This is a genomic window from Curtobacterium sp. MCPF17_050 (genome assembly GCF_003224435.2).
Taxonomy (GTDB): Bacteria; Actinomycetota; Actinomycetes; order Actinomycetales; family Microbacteriaceae; genus Curtobacterium.
Genome location: NZ_CP126250.1, coordinates 2,925,850 through 2,942,390 on the forward strand (window position 1 = coordinate 2,925,850; position 16,541 = coordinate 2,942,390).

At 73.7% G+C, this 16,541-nt stretch carries 13 protein-coding genes; 6 read left to right on the forward strand and 7 right to left on the reverse strand.

Annotation, left to right across the window (positions count from 1 at the left end; genetic code table 11):
- The first annotated feature begins 61 nt into the window (after positions 1-61).
- Complete coding sequence (locus DEJ34_RS13915; protein WP_110911841.1) at positions 62-1,036, forward strand: GNAT family N-acetyltransferase; 975 nt, start codon at positions 62-64, stop codon at positions 1,034-1,036.
- 24 nt (positions 1,037-1,060) lie between these two features.
- Here DEJ34_RS13915 and DEJ34_RS13920 read toward each other — a convergent pair whose 3' ends face one another.
- Together DEJ34_RS13920 and DEJ34_RS13925 are read right to left on the reverse strand one after the other, a co-directional pair.
- The gene (locus tag DEJ34_RS13920; protein WP_181422282.1) at positions 1,061-1,930 is read right to left on the reverse strand and encodes an alpha/beta hydrolase; all 870 of its coding nucleotides are present in this window, start codon (positions 1,928-1,930) and stop codon (positions 1,061-1,063) included.
- A complete protein-coding gene (locus tag DEJ34_RS13925) occupies positions 1,927-4,398 on the reverse strand; it encodes a GH92 family glycosyl hydrolase (RefSeq protein WP_220032836.1) in 2,472 nt (823 codons plus the stop codon). Before DEJ34_RS13925 ends, DEJ34_RS13920 begins: the two co-directional genes overlap by 4 nt.
- Before the next feature lie 146 nt (positions 4,399-4,544).
- On the opposite strand from DEJ34_RS13925, the gene DEJ34_RS13930 reads away from it, so the two are divergent.
- The gene (locus tag DEJ34_RS13930) at positions 4,545-5,714 is read left to right on the forward strand and encodes a MalY/PatB family protein (RefSeq protein ID WP_110911843.1); all 1,170 of its coding nucleotides are present in this window, start codon (positions 4,545-4,547) and stop codon (positions 5,712-5,714) included.
- A gap of 11 nt (positions 5,715-5,725) precedes the next feature.
- Here the strand turns inward: DEJ34_RS13930 and nagB are convergent, their stop codons facing one another.
- Entirely contained in the window at positions 5,726-6,511 is a 786-nt protein-coding gene (gene nagB / locus DEJ34_RS13935) for a glucosamine-6-phosphate deaminase (RefSeq protein WP_110911844.1), read from the reverse strand.
- A gap of 169 nt (positions 6,512-6,680) precedes the next feature.
- Here nagB and DEJ34_RS13940 point away from each other — a divergent pair, with 169 nt between their 5' ends.
- From DEJ34_RS13940 to DEJ34_RS13955, 4 genes are all read left to right on the forward strand, one after another.
- A complete protein-coding gene (locus DEJ34_RS13940; RefSeq protein ID WP_110911845.1) occupies positions 6,681-7,925 on the forward strand; it encodes a Gfo/Idh/MocA family protein in 1,245 nt (414 codons plus the stop codon).
- A gap of 75 nt (positions 7,926-8,000) precedes the next feature.
- Positions 8,001-9,071, forward strand: a complete 1,071-nt coding sequence (locus DEJ34_RS13945) for a LacI family DNA-binding transcriptional regulator (RefSeq protein ID WP_110911846.1) — start codon at positions 8,001-8,003, stop codon at positions 9,069-9,071.
- A gap of 46 nt (positions 9,072-9,117) precedes the next feature.
- Positions 9,118-9,597 carry an NUDIX hydrolase gene (locus tag DEJ34_RS13950; RefSeq protein ID WP_110900986.1) on the forward strand — a complete coding sequence of 160 codons (480 nt, stop codon included), beginning with the start codon at positions 9,118-9,120 and terminating at the stop codon, positions 9,595-9,597.
- 119 nt (positions 9,598-9,716) lie between these two features.
- Positions 9,717-10,154: a YdeI/OmpD-associated family protein gene (locus tag DEJ34_RS13955; RefSeq protein WP_110911847.1), complete on the forward strand. Its 438-nt coding sequence runs from the start codon at positions 9,717-9,719 to the stop codon at positions 10,152-10,154.
- A 5-nt stretch (positions 10,155-10,159) separates the two neighbouring features.
- On the opposite strand, the gene DEJ34_RS13960 is transcribed toward DEJ34_RS13955, so the two are convergent.
- The 4 genes from DEJ34_RS13960 to DEJ34_RS13975 all read right to left on the reverse strand — a co-directional run bounded on the left by DEJ34_RS13960 (position 10,160) and on the right by DEJ34_RS13975 (position 16,512).
- Positions 10,160-11,023, reverse strand: coding sequence for an NAD(P)H-hydrate dehydratase (locus DEJ34_RS13960; RefSeq protein ID WP_110891113.1), 864 nt, complete (start codon positions 11,021-11,023; stop codon positions 10,160-10,162).
- Positions 11,016-11,762 (reverse strand): histidine phosphatase family protein, encoded by a 747-nt coding sequence (locus tag DEJ34_RS13965; protein WP_110911848.1) that lies wholly within the window; start codon positions 11,760-11,762, stop codon positions 11,016-11,018. Before DEJ34_RS13965 ends, DEJ34_RS13960 begins: the two co-directional genes overlap by 8 nt.
- Before the next feature lie 130 nt (positions 11,763-11,892).
- Positions 11,893-13,200: an ice-binding family protein gene (locus DEJ34_RS13970; protein WP_284180687.1), complete on the reverse strand. Its 1,308-nt coding sequence runs from the start codon at positions 13,198-13,200 to the stop codon at positions 11,893-11,895.
- Between the two features lie 267 nt (positions 13,201-13,467).
- Entirely contained in the window at positions 13,468-16,512 is a 3,045-nt protein-coding gene (locus DEJ34_RS13975; RefSeq protein WP_110900457.1) for an alpha-mannosidase, read from the reverse strand.
- Between the last annotated feature and the right edge of the window lie 29 nt (positions 16,513-16,541).

The window sequence follows — 16,541 nt, forward strand, 5'->3', positions numbered from 1 at the left end:
CAGGCGTCAGGCGTCGGGTGTCGGGGGCGCTCGGTCGTCGGGCCGCTCGTAGAGTGCAGCCATGGACCACTCCGACGTCGTGGACGCCCTCGGCACATGGACACCGGACACGACGAAGGACCGGGACCCGGCCTGGCGGGACGCGCTCGCGGGGTGGGTCGGACCGAGTCTCGACCTCGTCGGGGACACCGCGTGGGGCGCGATGGTGCGGGACGCCGTGGGGCTGCCCGTCACTGATCCCCTCGCCTGGGCGAACCGGCGGATCGACCTGCCAGATGGCGGATGGGCCGTCGCCGGCATCCGGTTCCGCGGACGCGACGTCGAGAAGCCCTTCGTGGACGTCATCGCGACGACGGCGACACCGGACGCAGCGGGCCTCGACGACCTCACCGTCCTCATGGACCACTACGCCGCGTTCGCACCCCGGTGTCTGCGGGTCCACCTGCCGGGCGACGTCTCGACGCCCGGCGCCGCTGCTGCCACCCCGCGTGGTGCCACGCTGCGCGCAGACCTGCTGGTCGTCGCTGGCGGGGTCGACGAGATCAGCGCGCAGCCGCCGACCCGTCGGTACGAGGACGTGACGCTCGTCCGGACGAGCCCCGAGGACGCCGCCGGACTGGTCGGCTCGGTCTACCGGGAACGCATCGCCGACCAGCCGGCCTCCGCCGACTGGGCGACACCGGCCGACGCGGAGTCCCTTGCCGAAGCGGACGAGCAGGGCCTCCTGTTCGAGGTCGTCGTGGCGGGCACCGTGGCCGGCCTGGTCGCCGCCGAGCGGGACGACTCGTACGGGCTGACCGGGTTCAGCGTGCAGGAGATCGTGCTCGACGCCGGTCACCGGGGTCGAGGTCTCGGGACGGCGACCGGGCAGCACCTGGCCCGCGCGCTCCCGGCCAGCCCGACGGACGTCCTCTGGGGCCACATCCACCCCGGCAACCGTGCGTCCCTGGCGAACGCCCGGTCCATGGGTCGGCAGGTCGTGTCCTCGCTCGTCTGGGTCACGCCGTCCGGTGCGAGCGGCATGCCCGAGCGCTGAGCCCTGGAGCTGGTCCGGCCGCCCTCAGCGGTCGGCCGGCCCCGCCGTCCCGTGGATCCACGACGCGATCATCGCCGTGGCCGTCGAGAACTCCGTCAGCGCCGGACGGTTCAGGAACGCATGACGGGTACCCGGCAGGACGTGGTGTGCCACGTCGACACCGGCGGCACCGAGCTCCGCCGCGAAGAGGTCACCCGAGGCCGCCATGTTGTCGTGCTCGGCGTTGATGAACAGCGCCCGCGGGAACCCCTCGAGCTCGTGGCCACCGGGGAAGGCGAAGCGGTCCGACAGCCCAGCACCCCGACCGACGTAGTTGCGGTTCATCACGTCCAACGCCCACGGCGCGTGGGTGATCCGGCGGTGCCGACGCGAGCGCCGCCGCGCGTCGTGGTGTCGGGGGTGCACCGGGTGGAAGAACCCGTAGGCGAACACCGCTCCGGCCGGCGGGGAGGACCCGTCGTCGAGTGCGCGGAGCGTCGCGGCGGCCGCCAGGCACGCTCCGGCACTTGCGCCGCCGAGGACCACGCCGTCCGGGGACCGGGCGGCGACCGTCCGGTACGCCTGCAGCACGTCGTCGAGGGGCAGCGGGAACCGCACCCGGGGACGCCCCGCCCGCTGCCGGACCCATGCCAGGCCGGGGACCGGCGCCAGGCGGTGGTCCACCGTGGCCACCGGGACGCCGAGCCGGGCCAGTTCCTGCGCGACCGCGTGCGCCTCGGGCTGGTCGAGCCCGCCCCGGAAGAACCCGCCGCCGTGGAGCCAGAGGAGCGTCGGGGTGTCCGCGGTCCGGGCGGGGGACGCCTCGTACCACCAGATCGGGACGGCGTGGTCGGACTGCCCGGTGGTGCCGCTGACCGCAGGCCCCCCGGCGTGCGTCAGCTGGCGCCGCCTCACCGGTCGCGCGGCCGGTCGCGCTCCGCGGTCGCCCACGTCGTGTCGGCGGTGTCACCGACACGGAGCGACAGCGTGCCACCCCGGTTCACGAACGAGGCCGGCACCCACGACTTCGTGAGGGTCTTCCCGTCGAGCCGCGCGCCCTGCACGTACTGCTCCGTCCCCGAGGACCGGATCACGATCCGCTGCCCGCTCGACCGCCGGATGTCGACGGTGCTGAACGTCGGGCTCCCGATGAGCATCTCGGCCCGGCCGGGCGTCTGCGGGAACAGACCGATGGAGGCGAAGACGTACCAGGCGCTCATCGTGCCGAGGTCGTCGTTGCCCGGCAGGCCGCTCGGCCCGGTGCGGTAGGCGTCGTCGACGACACGGCGCACGGTCTCCTGCGTCTTCCAGGGCTGCCCGAGTGCGTTGTACATCCACGGCGTGTGGATGTCGGGCTCGTTGGTCGGGTCGAACCGCGTCGCGTCGCCACCGGTCACGGCCCAGTTGCCCGAGGCGTCGTGGAAGAACGCGTCGAGCCGGGCGACCGCGGCGGCGTCCCCACCGAGGGCGGACGACAGCCCGCTGACGTCCTGCGGCACGAGCCACGTGTACTGCGCGCTCGTCCCCTGCGCGAAACCGGTGCCGGTCGACGGCGACCACCCGGGCGACCACGACCCGTCGGCCTGGCGCGCGGCCTGGTACCCGACGGCCGCGTTGAACGTGTTCTCCCAGTACTCGCCCCGGGCGGCGAACATCCGGGCGTCGGAGCGCAGCCCGAGCGACGACGCCCAGTACCCGAGGGCGCTGTCGGAGATGGAGTCCTCGAGCGTCTCGGCCGCGCCGCCCCAGCACGAGCAGTCGTCGTTCGCGGCGTAGTGCCGCTGCAGGTACTCGTCGAGCGCGGGCCGCTGCGCCAGGCACTGGCCCGGGCACCCGATGTCGCTCTCGGCGTCGGCGTTCTCGACGGTCGCTTGCTTGCGGAGCGAGGCGTAGGCCGCACGGACGTCGAAGTTGCGGACGCCCATGGCGTACCAGGTGGCGAGGGTCGCAGCCGAGGGGTCGCCGGTCATCACGTGGGTCGGTGCGCCGAGGTGCAGCCACCGGTCCCACACGCCGCCGTTCTGCTCGGCGAACCGCAGCATCGACTGCGCCATGTCCCCGGCGACGTCCGGCCGCAACAGCGCGAGCAGCTGGATCTGCGCCCGGTACTGGTCCCATCCGGAGTACGTGCCGTAGACGGCGCGGTGTCCGCGGTCGATCCGGTGCACCCGCATGTCCGGCCCGAGGTACCGTCCGTCGCGGTCGTTCAGCGTGTTCGGCTGCATGAGTGCGTGGTACACGGCCGTGTAGAGCTGCGTGGTGCGGTCCGCGGTGCCGCCGCCGACCCGGATGCGCGAGAGTTCGCGGTTCCAGGAGGCGCGGGTGTCGGCCGCCACGCTGGCGACGGTGGCGTGCTTCCGCACCTCGGCGTCACGGTTCGCGACGGCGCCGGCGGCGCTGACGTACGAGATGCCGATCTTCGCGTGCACGGTGGCACCCCGGCGCGCGTCGAACCCGACCCACGCGCCGGAGCCGCGTCCGGCCCGGTCGGCGCCGGAGAGGTACCCCTCCCCGCCGGAGGCGCGCGTGCCTCCCGGCTGGACGGCACCGTCCTTCCAGGTGCCGGTGCTCGTGAACGGCTTGTCGAAGGTGGCCGTGAAGAACAGGCGGTAGTAGCTGCGCCGGTCGGGGTTCGTCGCGCCGCCGCCGTTCGCGCGGCGGCTGCAGAAGCCGCCGGTCAGGACGCTGCCGCTGACCGTGCGGGTGCGGGCGTCGACACGGGTGTCGGCGGCCTCGCTGCCGTTGATCGAGTTCGACGTGCGGAAGAGCAGGTTGGCGTCCTGCCCGGCCGGGAACGTGAACTCGCCGATGCCGGCGCGGGTGGTCACGGCGAGGTCGGTGCTGACGCCGTTGTCGAGCGTGACCCCGTAGCGGCCGGGGCTGGCGTGCTCCTGGTCGTGCGAGTACCCGGCGGCGTAGACGGCGTCGGTCGAGTCCGCGGAGGGCGAGGTCGTGACGGGCGTCGTGACCGGCATGATCGGCACGTCGCCCGCGGCACCCGGAGCGCAGCCGGCGCCGTTGAGGTGCGTGAGGCTGAACCCGCGCAGCCGGTTGACGTCGTACGAGTAGCCGTTCGCGACCGGGGTGGAGGTCTGGTCGCCCTTCGTGCCCGTCGGGCTCCACTGGAGCATGCCGAACGGTGCGGTGACTCCGGGCCAGGTGTTGCCGTCGTGGTTGGTCCCGATGAACGGGTCGACAGACGCCGCCGGGTCGGCTCCGTGCCGGGAGGCCGTGGTCACGCCCGCCCCGGACGCTGCGGTCCCCGGGCTGGCTGCGGCCGGGGCGACCACCGCCCCGGTGCCGAGCAGTGCGGCGATCGTGGCCACCGCGGCGAGCGGGACCGGACGGAGGAGCGGGCGACGGTGCGCGCGGGAACGGGTCACGGTCGTGACGCTAGCCCCCTCGGACGGGGGACGCCACCACCGTCACCGGGAGGTCGGCGGCTGTTCACGTGGTGGTCGCCTCGAGCCGTCCGAGCCCGGGACCGGTCACCCTGGTCGCCGGACCCAGGTGCTGCGAGGATGACGACATGAGCGTCATGGTCTCCGTGTTCGATGCCCGCCGGACCCGCACGAGCGAGAAGTACACCGCGTTCGGCCCCGAGGTGCTGCCGATGTTCGTCGCCGAGATGGACTGCGCCCTCGCCGAACCCGTGCGGGACGCCCTGGTCCGGGCGGTCACCGACGGCGACACCGGGTACGTCGGGCACCACCGGGTGCTGCCCGAGGCCTTCGCCGACTTCGCCGCCGACCGGTGGGGCTGGTCGGTGGACCCCGACCTCGTCCGGACCACCACCGACGTCTCGGTCGCGGCGGTCGAGGTCCTCCGCCGGGTGATCGAGCCCGGGGACCAGGTCGTCATCATGCCGCCCGTGTACGCGCCCTTCTGGGAGTACGTCGGCGAAGCCGGCGGGTCCGTCACCGAGGTGCCGCTCCTCGCCCCCGAGGGCCCGGCCGACCCGTTCGACACGACGGCCGGCTGGCGGATGGACCTGGACGGCGTGCGGCAGGCCTTCGCGGACGGCGCCCGGACCGTGCTGCTGTGCAACCCGCACAACCCGCTCGGGCTCGTGCACGACCGGGAGTCCCTGGCGGCACTCGCCCGGCTCGCCGCCGAGTGGGACGCCGTGGTGGTGTCCGACGAGATCCACGCCCCGCTCGTGCACGCAGACGCCGTCTTCACGCCGTTCCTCGACTCGTGCCCGGAGGCCGCGGCCCTCGGGGTCGCCCTGACGAGCGCGAGCAAGGCGTTCAACCTCGCCGGCACGAAGTGCGCCCTCATGGTCGGCGCGTCGGACCGTGCCCGCGGGTGGTTCGACGGACTGCCGGGCGAGGTCGTCGAGCGCACCGGGATCCTCGGGTACACCGCGAGCGTCGCCGCGTTCACGGAGGGCGGCCCGTGGCTGGCGTCCCTGCTCGCCGAGCTGGCGGCGAACCGCCGGGTCCTCGCGGAGGAGCTCGGCGCCGCGCTGCCCGGCGCGGGGTACCGGCAGCCGCAGGCCTCGTACCTGGCCTGGCTCGACCTGCGGCCCCTGCCGTGGGGCGACGACCCCGCGCCGCTCCTGGTGGACCGGGCGCAGGTGGCGCTGTCGAACGGGCGGGACTTCGGGCGGCAGGGCATCGGGCACGTCCGGCTCAACTTCGGCTGCTCGGAGGAGACCCTGCGCGAGGGGCTCGCGCGCCTGGCCGCCGCCCGCTGACCTCCGCGGGGCTACTCGAACCGCTGCCACTCCGGCTTGTTCGCGTACGTGTACCGGTAGTAGTCGGCGAGCTGCAGGCCCGCGGCCGCTTCCTCGTCCACGACGACCGTGGCGTGCTCGTGCAGCTGCAGCGCGGAGCCCGGCACGAAGGACGACAGCGGACCCTCGACGGCGGCGGCGACCGCGCCCGCCTTCGCCGCGCCCTGGGCGACGAGGACGAGCTCGCGGGCCTCGAGGATCGTGCCGAGCCCCTGGGTCATGCAGTGCGTCGGCACCTGGTCGAGCGAGTCGAAGAACCGTGCGTTGGCCTCGCGCGTGGACGGCGCGAGCGTCTTGATGCGGGTGCGGGACGCGAACGAGGACGTCGGCTCGTTGAACCCGATGTGCCCGTTCGCCCCGATGCCGAGGATCTGCACGTCGACCCCGCCGGCAGCGCGGATCGCGGCGTCGTACTCCTTCGCGGCGAAGGCGAGGTCCCCCGCGCGGCCGTCCGGCACGCGCACCCGGGTGGGGTCGAAGCCGAGGGGCTCGACGACGTCGCGGGCGATGACGCTGGCGTACGACTCGGGGTGCTCGAGCGGGATGCCGACGTACTCGTCCAGGGCGAACCCGCGCGCCTGCGCGAACGACAGCTCGCCGGCCTCGACCCGGCGGCGCAGGTCGGCGTAGATGCCCTGCGGGCTCGACCCGGTGGCGAGTCCGACGACCGCCGCGGGCTTCGTGGTGACGACCGACGCGATCTTGGCCGCGGCGACGCGACCGACCTCCGCCGGGGTGGGCAGGATGATGATCTCCACGCCGCCAGCCTACTGGTCATGACCAGTGTCCCGTCAGGGGCGTCCCGCGGCGACGTGCGCAGCGAGGGACCTGCCGTGTGACGGAACGGTTGACACGAGTAAATCCGCACAGCAGTCTGGGTCCGACCGGTCCGACGAGGGACCGGCGTGACACTGCTCAGGAGCCCCCATGACGTTCACGATCGGGATCGTCGGAGCCGGCCAGTTCTCGGCCCACTTCGCCTCCCTCTTCCAGCTGCACCCGGGGGTCGGCGCGGTCTTCGCGACTGACGTCATCGAGGGCCGCGCCGAGCGCCTGGTCGCCGAGCTCGGACTCGCGGGCGCGTACCCGGACCTCGACACGATGCTCGCGGACCCGGCTGTCGACGCCGTGGCGGTCTTCACCCAGCGGTGGACACACGGGCCGATCGTCACCCGGGCCCTCGAAGCGGGCAAGCACGTGTACTCGGCGGTCCCGATGGCGGTGACCGAGGACGAGATCCGCGCGGTCGTCGAGATCGTCGAGCGGACCGGTCTGACCTACATGATGGGCGAGACGAGCCAGTACAACCCGGCGACGGTGTTCGCCCGTCAGAAGCTCGACGTCGGCGCGTTCGGGCGGGTGTTCTACGCCGAGGGCGACTACCTGCACGACATGGACCTCGGCTTCTACGACGCCTACCGGTACAGCGGCGGTGACGGCTGGAAGGCGACGGCGAGCTACCCACCGATGTGGTACCCGACGCACGCGATCGGCGGGGTGCTCGGGGCGCTGCCGACCCACGTCACGAGCGTCAGCTGCATCGGTGTGCACGACGAGCAGGACGACGGGGTGTTCGACACCGAGGTCAGCATGTTCGACAACGACTTCTCGAACATGACCGCGCTCTTCGAACTGGCGGGCGGCGGCTCCATGCGGATCAACGAGTTCCGTCGGGTGGGGTACCCGTCGCCGATCCGGGAGAGCCGCTTCCGGTGGTTCGGCACCGAGGGCAGCTTCGAGCAGCTCGCCACGACGTCCCTCTGGCAGGACAAGCACGGCGTCGAGGACGTCACGGCCCGCCTCGCCTCGGAGCCGTCGATCGGGCTGGACGACCCGCTCCTGGCGGACATCGCGCCGTCCCTGCGCGAGGCCTTCAGCTCCGGGCACGCCGAGGTGCACGCGGAAGAGGCCCGTCGTCTGCCCCGCGAGTTCGACGTCGCACCCGACGGCCACGAGGGCAGCCACCGGTTCCTCGTCGACGACTTCGTCCGCGCGGTCGAGACGCGCACCCTGCCGACCGTGAACGCGTGGGTCGCCGCGCGGTACACGCTGCCCGGCCTGGTGGCGTACCAGTCCGCACTGCGCGGCGGCGAGCGCCTCCAGGTCCCCGACCTCGGTGACGCTCCGGTCGCGGTCGGCACCGCCCTGCCGGCGACCACCGAGGCGGCGTGACCGACGCGGGCCTGGCCGCGTCGTAGGGTGACCACCGGGCCCGGGGCGGACCACGAGCGGAGCCGAGGGAGGCACATGGACACGCGCGGCACCGGCGGCACGAGCGACGCTGCAGGCGCTGCCGGCGGCGCACCCCGGAAGCCCACCCGGCGTGACGTCGCGAAGCTCGCCGGGGTGTCCGACGCGGTCGTCAGCTACACGCTGAACGGCGGCCCCCCGGTGGCCGCGGCGACCGCGGAGCGCGTCCGGGCCGCCGTGGCCCAGCTCGGTTACCGTCCGAACCTCAGCGCACGGGCGCTCCGCTCGGGCTCGGCGAGCACGCTCGTCTTCCTGGTCCCGAGCGGACCCGACCCGGTCTTCGACAACCCCTTCTTCGCCGAGTACGCCGGCACGTTGGAGAGCGCCGCCCGGGAGCGCGGCTACGCCCTGTACACGACGTCGTCCTCGTTCGAGGCGGAGCACGTGCTCGCGCGGTTCCGTGAGTTCGCGTCCCGGCAGGTGGACGGCGTGCTCGTGCTGGCCGGCGGGACGGCGTTCGACCGGCAGGCCCTCGACCAGGTCGGTCTGCCCTGGGTCACCCTGAACGTGGTGACGCCGGAACCCGGGGCGGACACCCTCGGGACGGACCTCCGCGCCGGCGCCGTCGCCACGACCGCACACCTCCTCGACCACGGCCACCGCTCGGTCGGGTTCGTCGGCGAGGACGACCCGACGGAGCCACGTCGTGTCGGGTGGCTGGAGGCGTGTGCGGCGGCCGGCGTCCCCCCGGGCCCGTTCGTGCCCGCGGACCTGACCCGCCGGGGCGGCCACGATGCCGGCGTGCGGATCGCGGACGCGCTGCGGGTCGGCGGCCCCGACGCCGCCCCGGCGTTCTTCATCGCGTCCGACCGGACCGCGATCGGCGTCCTCCGCGCCTTCCACGAGCGCCGGGTCGAAGTACCCGGCCACGTCGCGATCGCCTCGTTCGACGGGTCGTCCGACGCCGAGTACGCCTGGCCCGGGTTGACCTCGTTCCGGCAGCCGATCGAGGACATGGCCCGCAGCGCCGTCAGCCGCGTCCTCACCCCGGGACACGACGGTCGGCACGAGTTGTTCGACGGGCGCCTCGTCGTCCGCGATTCCTGCGGCTGCGGCCACACCGCCTGACCGTGCTGCGGAGGACCTGACGCCGTGGGGTCGGTAGCGTGACGGCATGCCCACTCCCGACTTCGTCCTGTCCCTGCGCGAGAAGGTCGGGAACGACCTGCTCTGGCTCACCGGCGTCACCGCGGTTGTCACCCGCGGCGAGGGCGACGACCGCGAGGTGCTCGTCGTCCGCCGCGCCGACAACGGCGCCCTCACCCCGGTCACCGGCATCGTCGACCCGGGCGAGGAACCCGCCGTCGCCGCCGAGCGCGAGGTCCTCGAGGAGGCCGACGTCGTCGCCGTCGCCGAACGCCTGGCGTGGGTCCGGACGCTCGAGCCGATGACCTACCCGAACGGCGACCGCGCCCAGTACATGGACCTCGTCTTCGCATGCCGCTGGGTCTCCGGCGACCCGTACCCGGCCGACGGTGAGAACACGGAGGCGTTCTGGGCACCGGTCACGAGCCTCCCGGACATGTCGGAGGACATGCGCCGACGGGTCGACGCGGCCCTCACCGGCGAGGTCGCTGCCCGCTTCGAGCGCTGACGGTCGGCGCCGCTGGCGGAACGCCACCGGCGCAGGTACCGTCGTGGGGATCCGCAGTGGTGCGTGACGAGCGCGCCGGAGACCGCGGCTGACGCCGCCGAGCCGCCCTGGAGGCCCGCATGCAGTTCACGACGACCGTCCGGCAGGCGCGCGGCACCGCGACCGGCCTGCCCGTCCCGGCCGAGGTCGTCGAGGAACTCGGGTCGGGCCGGCGTCCCGCGGTCGTCGTCACGATCGACGGCGGGTACACCTACCGGTCGACGGTCGGCGTCATGGGAGGGGAGTTCCTCGTCCCGCTGTCCGCAGAGCACCGGACGGCTGCCGGGATCGCGGCCGGGGACAGCGTGACCGTGTCCCTCGAGGTCGACTCCCTGCCGCGGAGCGTCGACGTGCCCGCCGACCTCGACGCGGCGCTCAGCGCGGCGGGGGTCCGTGCGGCGTTCGACACCCTGTCGGGGTCGCGCAAGCGGGCGCTCGTCGACCCGGTCGAGCAGGCGAAGGCACCGGAGACCCGCGCGCGGCGCATCGAGAAGGCGGTGGCGTCGCTCCGGGGGTGACCCGGTCAGGCGCCGAACTCGACCAGGACCCGCGGGATCTCGCCGAGCAGCTCGCTCGCCAGGTACCCCATCGGCCCGACCTGGACGGCCAGTCGGTCGCCGGCCGCCGCGTGCACCTGCGTCGCCCAGACGGTGGCCTGGGCGACGTCGGCCCCGCGTGCCAGCAGGCCGGTGATCGCGCCGGAGAGCACGTCCCCGCTGCCGCTCGTCCCGAGTCCGCCCGCACCGGTGCCCTTCGCCCACGCCCGGCCGTCCGGCGCGGCGACGACCCCGCCGAGCGACACGACGGCGCCGAAGCGCTCGGCGATCTCCGCCGCGTCGGTGTGGTCGTCGGAGCAGTCACGGCCGAGGAGCCGTTCCGCCTCGCCGGAGTTCGGGGTCATCACGAGTCGTCCGCGCAGGGGCGCGAGTTCGTCCACGAGGTCCGCCGCGACACCGAGCGCGAAGGCGTCGAGCACCACGATGGTGTCGTCACCGACCGCCGCGGCGAGTCCGGCGACGAGGTCACGGCTGCCGTCGGGTTCGTCCAGGCCCGGTCCGACGAGCACGGCGTCCGCGCTCGCGAGGTCGTCCGTCAGGGTGTCGACGGCGCCGACCGCGACGTGGCCGTCGTCGTCCTGGGGCAGCGGTTGCACGCCGGACTCGGGCAGGGCGACGGCGACGTGCGGGGCGACGCTCTCCGCGACGGCGAGCGTCAGTCGGCCACCGCCGACGCGGAGCGCCGCGGTCGCGGACAGCATCGCGGCACCGGGGGTCTTGGCCGCGCCGCCGACGACGAGCACCTGCCCGCGGCCGTACTTGCTCCCGCCGACCTCCGGCAGGGTCCACTCGCGCAGCAGGTTCGGGGTGACGGGGGTGGGTTCAGACACGGGCGTCGTCCTTCCGGCCTTCGTGTTCGGTGACGGTGGCGCCCGGGTCCTCGTCGAGGTGGCCGGTGCCGGAGAACTCCTCGAGGGACCAGCGGCTCCCGAGGCCCTCGCGTCTGAGCCGGGTCAACGAGGCGTTCGCGACGGTGTGCGACTCGGCGAAGTCCATGAGCTCCGGTTCGTCGAGGTCGAGGCAGACGGCGATGACCAGCATGACGACGGCGTCGTGCGCGGCGATGACGAGACGGTCGGCACCGTCGATCCGGTCCACGTCGGCGAGCAGCGAGCGCAGCCGGAGCATGACGTCGACCCAGGACTCCCCGCCCGCGGGTCGGTGGTAGTACTTGCCCAGCCACTGCCGGCGCTGCTCCTCGTCGGGGTGCAGGTTCGCCGAGCCGGTCCGGGTGAGCCGGTCGAGCACGCCGAGCTCCCGGTCGCGGAGTCGCTCGTCGACGCGGCGCGGGGGTTCGGCGAGGCCGCCGGCCTCGAGTGCGATGCCGATCGTCTGCTGCGCGCGTCGGTACGGGGAGACCCAGAGCACGACCGGGACGTCGTCGACCCCGCGTTCGGCGAGTTCCGCTCCGAGCGCTCGCGACTGCTCCTCGCCGAGCGGGCTCAGCGGGACGTCGGCGTCCCGGTGGTCGACCTCGATGACGTCGGCCCCGGCGGCCTCAGCCCGGGCTGCTGCGACGTTGGCGGTGGACTCTCCGTGGCGGACGAGCCAGATCTCGGTGACGGCCATGGCCGCGACGCTAGCCGGGAGGCGCTGGGCCGGTTCCCGGGCAGGCGCGGCCCCGCCTCGACGCTCGGACGCACACGGCACCGCCCGTCGGGGGACGAGCGGTGCCGTGTGCGTCCGGGAGGGGTCGGGGTCAGACGCGGCCTGCGCGACGACGTCGGGCGACGACCGTCAGTCCGAGGCCCGCGGCCAGCAGCACGCCGGCGATGCCGAGCGGGAGCGTCGGGTCGCTGCCGGTGAAGGCAAGGGTCCCGGTGGGCGTCCGACCGGTGCCGGTGCCCACGTCACCGGCGGTCGGCGTCGTCCCGGTCGGCGTCGTCCCGGCCGGCGTGGTGGGGGTCGGCGTCGGCGTGGTGGGCGTCGGCGTCGGGACCGGAGCGGTGGGCGCAGGGGTGGGAGTCGGGGTCGGGGTGGGCGTCGGGGTGGGCGCCAGGACCCGGACGGTGACGACCTGGGTGTCGGCCGGGCCGGTGCCGTTCGAGGCGGTGATCGTCACGGTCGAGGACCCCGGCGCGGTCGGGGTGCCCGAGACGACGCCGGTGGTGCTGTCGATCGTGAGACCGGTCGGCAGGCCCGTGGCGGTGAAGGTCGGCGTCGGCGTCCCGGTGGCGGTCACGGTGTGGCTGTAGGGCTGTCCGGTCGTCGCGTCCGTGGGCGTGCCGGAGGTGATCGACGGCGCGACGTTCGGCGTGGGGGTGGCGGGCGGCGGGCAGGTCTGTGACGGCGTGATCGTGTTCGTGTCGAGCGTCACCGCGCCGTTCAGGGCGAGCAGGCGGCCCTGGACCGTTGCACCGGTGACCGCGGTGACGGACTGCTGGGCGAGGACGGTGCCCTGGAACTGCGCACCGCTCTGGATGGTCGCGGAGCTGCCGACCTGCCAGAAGACGTTGCACGAGCTCGCTCCGCCGGTGATCAGGATCCGGGTGTCCGTCCCGACGACCAACGTGGACGCTGCCTGGAACACCCAGGTCGACTGCGCGTCGCCGTCCAGGGTGAGCGTGTTGCCGTCCGACAGGTCCAGTGCACCCCCGGCGTAGACCCCGGGGACGAGCGGCGCACGGTTGTCGAGGTCGGTGACGTCGACGCCGCTCGGCGTGAGTGCCGCGGCCGCGTCGTACGCGGTCCGGGCGTCCTGCTGCGCCTGCGCGGCCTCGGTGCGGGACCGGACCGTGCCGGTGACGACGCCGTCCGGTGCCGCTCCGAACCCGGTGACCGCGGTGCCGGGCGAGACGCCGAGGTCGCCCTTGACGACGGTCGGTCCGGTGTTGGTGACGGCGCTGGCCCCGAGGACGCCGTAGGTGGCAGCGGTCCCGAGCGTGACGGGCCCGTCGATCTCGGTGGCCGCGGAGGCGCCGGATGACGCCGCGAGGACGAGCGACACTGCGAGGCCCAGACCGGCACCACCCGTCAGGACGCTGCGGAGGAACGGGGACGCGGCCATGGAGGCACCTGTCTGAGAGGGAGAGGCACAGTGCGTTCGTCGACGACGGACGCATGATCTCCGGTCTCCGGAGTATGCGTCACATCTGCTCGGAACGGGGTGGAGGCGCCCAATCCGCCTCGCTCACGGCCGGACTCCCAGGCCGCACACACGCTCGGAGCACCGGGTGCCCCTCGCGGACCCCCAGTGCAGGGGGCACACCACGCACGAGCGGCGCCGGACGGGTGCACCCAGAGCCCCGTCCGACGCCGCGGTCGTCCCGCCCGACTACGCCCGTCGCACCCGCAGGCTGACGATCTCGAACGGCCGGAGCGTCAGCACGACGGGTCCGCCGTCCTCCCACGTCCCGTCGTCGAGCGGTCGTTCGAGCAGGTCCACCCGGGTGACGCCGGCGACGTCGAACCCGAAGTCCACGCCGACGTCGGTCGCCCGACCGCCGAGCGCCTCGTACAGCCGCACGACGACGTCCCCGCTCCGGTCCTCGGCGAGCTTCACGGCCTCGACGAACACCTGCGGCGACGACACGGTGACGAGCGGTTCGACGGCCGTGTCGCCGGGCACCGTCCGCACCGGCAGGTTGAGCCGGTACCCGGAGTCGGCGGCGTCGAGCACCGAGGCGCCGACGCGCAGCACCGTGCGGAACACGTGGTGCCCCTGGTCGGCCTCGGGGTCGGGGAACTTCGGCCCGCGCACGAGGGACTCCCGCACCTGCGTGGTGGTCCCGCCGTCCGCCCGGGTGCTCCGCGTGACGTCGTGCCCGTAGGTCGAGTCGTTCGCGATCGCGACCCCGAAGCCCGGCTCGGCGACGTGCACCCACCGGTGCGCACTCGTCTCGAACCGTGCGAAGTCCCACGAGGTGTTCTGGTGCGTCGGCCGGTCGATGTGCCCGAATTGGATCTCGCTCGACGCCTGGTCGGCCTTGAGGTCGAGCGGGAACGCCAGCTTGAGGAGCTTCTGCTGCTCGTGCCAGTCGACCTCGGTCTCGACGACCAGCTCGGGCTGCCCCTCGGTCGCCGTGTACCGGGTGGTCACGGTCGAGCTGCCGAACGGACGGACGACGACGAGCGCGTCACCCTCGACCGTGACGCTCGTCGCGGTGAGCGCGGACCCGTGGCGCTGGTACGCCCGGTCGATGTCCCACGCCTCCCACTGGTTCGGGGTGTCGCGGAACACGGTGTACTCAGCCGCTGCGGCGCCCGGGGCGACGGCGTCCCGCCCGGAGGCCCGCTCCACGAACGACACGACGTGCCCGGCCGCGTCGACGGTCGCGACGACCGCACCGGTGTCGAAGACGAACCGGTCGCCGTCCGGCTCGGGAGGCACGGCCCGCGCCACGTCGACGGGCGCGGCTCCCAGCGCGGTCACGCCGTCGGCGACCACCGGGGACGCGTTGAACCGGACCTGCGGGGCGGACGCGGCCGGGCCTCCCGGCTGGTCCGCGGTGGCCGTGCCGCCGGTGGCGAGTGCGGAGGTCGCCGTGCCGATCAGCTCCTCGAGGACACCTGCGACGCGGGCGTACTCGGCCTCCGCGTTCTCGTAGACCCAGGCGATGGACGAGCCCGGCAGGATGTCGTGGAACTGCTGGAGCAGCACGGTGTGCCAGGCCGACTCGAGTTCGTCGTACGGGTACGCCTGCCCGAGCCGGACGGCCGCGGTGGAGGCCCAGAGCTCGGCCTCGCGGAGCAGGTGCTCGGAGCGGCGGTTGCCCTGCTTTGTGCGGACCTGCGACGTGTACGTGCCGCGGTGGAACTCGAGGTACATCTCCCCAGACCAGACGCCGGGGGTGGGCAGCGCCTGTTCGAGCTCCTCGAACACCTGCGCCGGCGTGCCGAGGTCGACGCGGGGCGAGCCGTCCAGGTCGTGCTGGCGTCGGGCGGCGGCGACCATCTCGCGGGTCGGACCGCCACCGCCGTCACCGAAGCCGTAGAGCAGCATCGAGGTGTTCGCGACGCCGCGCTCCTTGTTCTGCCGCTCCCCCCGGTGCAGGTCCGCGGGCGAGACGTCGGAGTTGTACGTGTCCGCCGGGGGCAGGTGCGTGAGGACCCGGGAGCCGTCGATGCCCTCCCACAGGAACGACGTGTGCGGGATGACGTTCGTCTCGTTCCACGACGGCTTCTGCGTGACGAACCACTTCGACCCCGCGGCGCGCACGATCTGCGGGAGCGCGCCGGTGTACCCGAACGAGTCGGGGAGCCAGGCCTCGGGGGTGTCGATGCCGAACTCCTCGAGGAAGAACCGCTTGCCGGCGACGAACTGCCGGGCCAGGGCCTCTCCGCCGGGCAGGTTCGTGTCGGACTCGACCCACATGCCGCCGACCGGGATCCACCGCCCCTCGGCGACGCGCTGCTTGATCCGGCCGAACACCTCCGGGTACTCGTCCCGCATCCACGCGTACTGCTGGGCGGACGAGCACGCGAACGTGAAGTCGGGGTCGCGGTCCATCAGGTCGAGCACGTTCGAGAACGTGCGGGCGCACTTGCGCTTCGTCTCCCGCACCGGCCAGAGCCAGGCGGAGTCGATGTGCGCGTGCCCGACGGCGATCGCGCGGTGCGCAGCAGCACTGGCGGGCACGGCGAGCGCCGTCGCCAGCACGGCGCGGGCGTCGGCGGCGGTCCCGGCCACGTCGTCGGGGTCGAGTGCGTCCGCGGCCCGTTCGAGCACGCGGAGCACGTCGGCGCCACGGGTGCCGTCGGTCGGGAGCTCGGCCATGAGACCGCGCAGCACCCAGAGGTCCTGCTGCAGCTCCCACACGGTGTCGTCGCGTTCGACGACCTCGAGTGCGCGGAGCCGGTAGATCGGGACGTCGCCGGCGGTGTGCTTCGAGCCGAGCGGGGTGGCGCCCTGGAAGTCGTCGCCGCCGATGTCGGGGTTCGCGCCGGCCTCGACGTAGAGCTCGAACGACTCCCCCGGGCCGACCTGCAGCGGGACGGTGTCGTTGCGCGGCTCGATGGCCTTGATGGTGGAGCCGTCCGGGCGGAACGCGAGCCCTTCGGCTTGGAACCCGGGCTGGCGCTTGCTGAACCCGAGGTCGACGAGGAGCTCGGCGGTGGTGCCGTCCGCGGTGCCGAAGTCCGCGGGCACGGTGCCGGTGACCCGGAACCACGTGGTGCCCCACGGTCGGGCACCCCACGGCTCGCCGACCGTGAACGGCGTGTACGTCTGCTGCACGGCCTCGGCGAAGGGCACCGGTTCGTCCGGCACCTGCCAGGCCTCGATCGTCACCGGCGATGCCCGTCGGTGGACGTTCGGGTCGACGCGGTCCCGCACGAGTCGCGCGATGCGGGCCTCGACGAGCGGTTCGTCCTGGTGCATGGGGGTCCTTTCGTTCCGCGTGGTGAGCG

Coding starts and splice junctions, on each gene's coding strand:
- DEJ34_RS13915 (WP_110911841.1), top strand. CDS start 62: ATGGACCACTCCGACGTCGTGGACGCCCTCGGCACATGGACACCGGAC.
- DEJ34_RS13930 (WP_110911843.1), top strand. CDS start 4,545: ATGAGCGTCATGGTCTCCGTGTTCGATGCCCGCCGGACCCGCACGAGC.
- DEJ34_RS13940 (WP_110911845.1), top strand. CDS start 6,681: ATGACGTTCACGATCGGGATCGTCGGAGCCGGCCAGTTCTCGGCCCAC.
- DEJ34_RS13945 (WP_110911846.1), top strand. CDS start 8,001: ATGGACACGCGCGGCACCGGCGGCACGAGCGACGCTGCAGGCGCTGCC.
- DEJ34_RS13950 (WP_110900986.1), top strand. CDS start 9,118: ATGCCCACTCCCGACTTCGTCCTGTCCCTGCGCGAGAAGGTCGGGAAC.
- DEJ34_RS13955 (WP_110911847.1), top strand. CDS start 9,717: ATGCAGTTCACGACGACCGTCCGGCAGGCGCGCGGCACCGCGACCGGC.
- DEJ34_RS13965 (WP_110911848.1), bottom strand. CDS start 11,762: ATGGCCGTCACCGAGATCTGGCTCGTCCGCCACGGAGAGTCCACCGCC.
- DEJ34_RS13970 (WP_284180687.1), bottom strand. CDS start 13,200: ATGGCCGCGTCCCCGTTCCTCCGCAGCGTCCTGACGGGTGGTGCCGGT.
- DEJ34_RS13975 (WP_110900457.1), bottom strand. CDS start 16,512: ATGCACCAGGACGAACCGCTCGTCGAGGCCCGCATCGCGCGACTCGTG.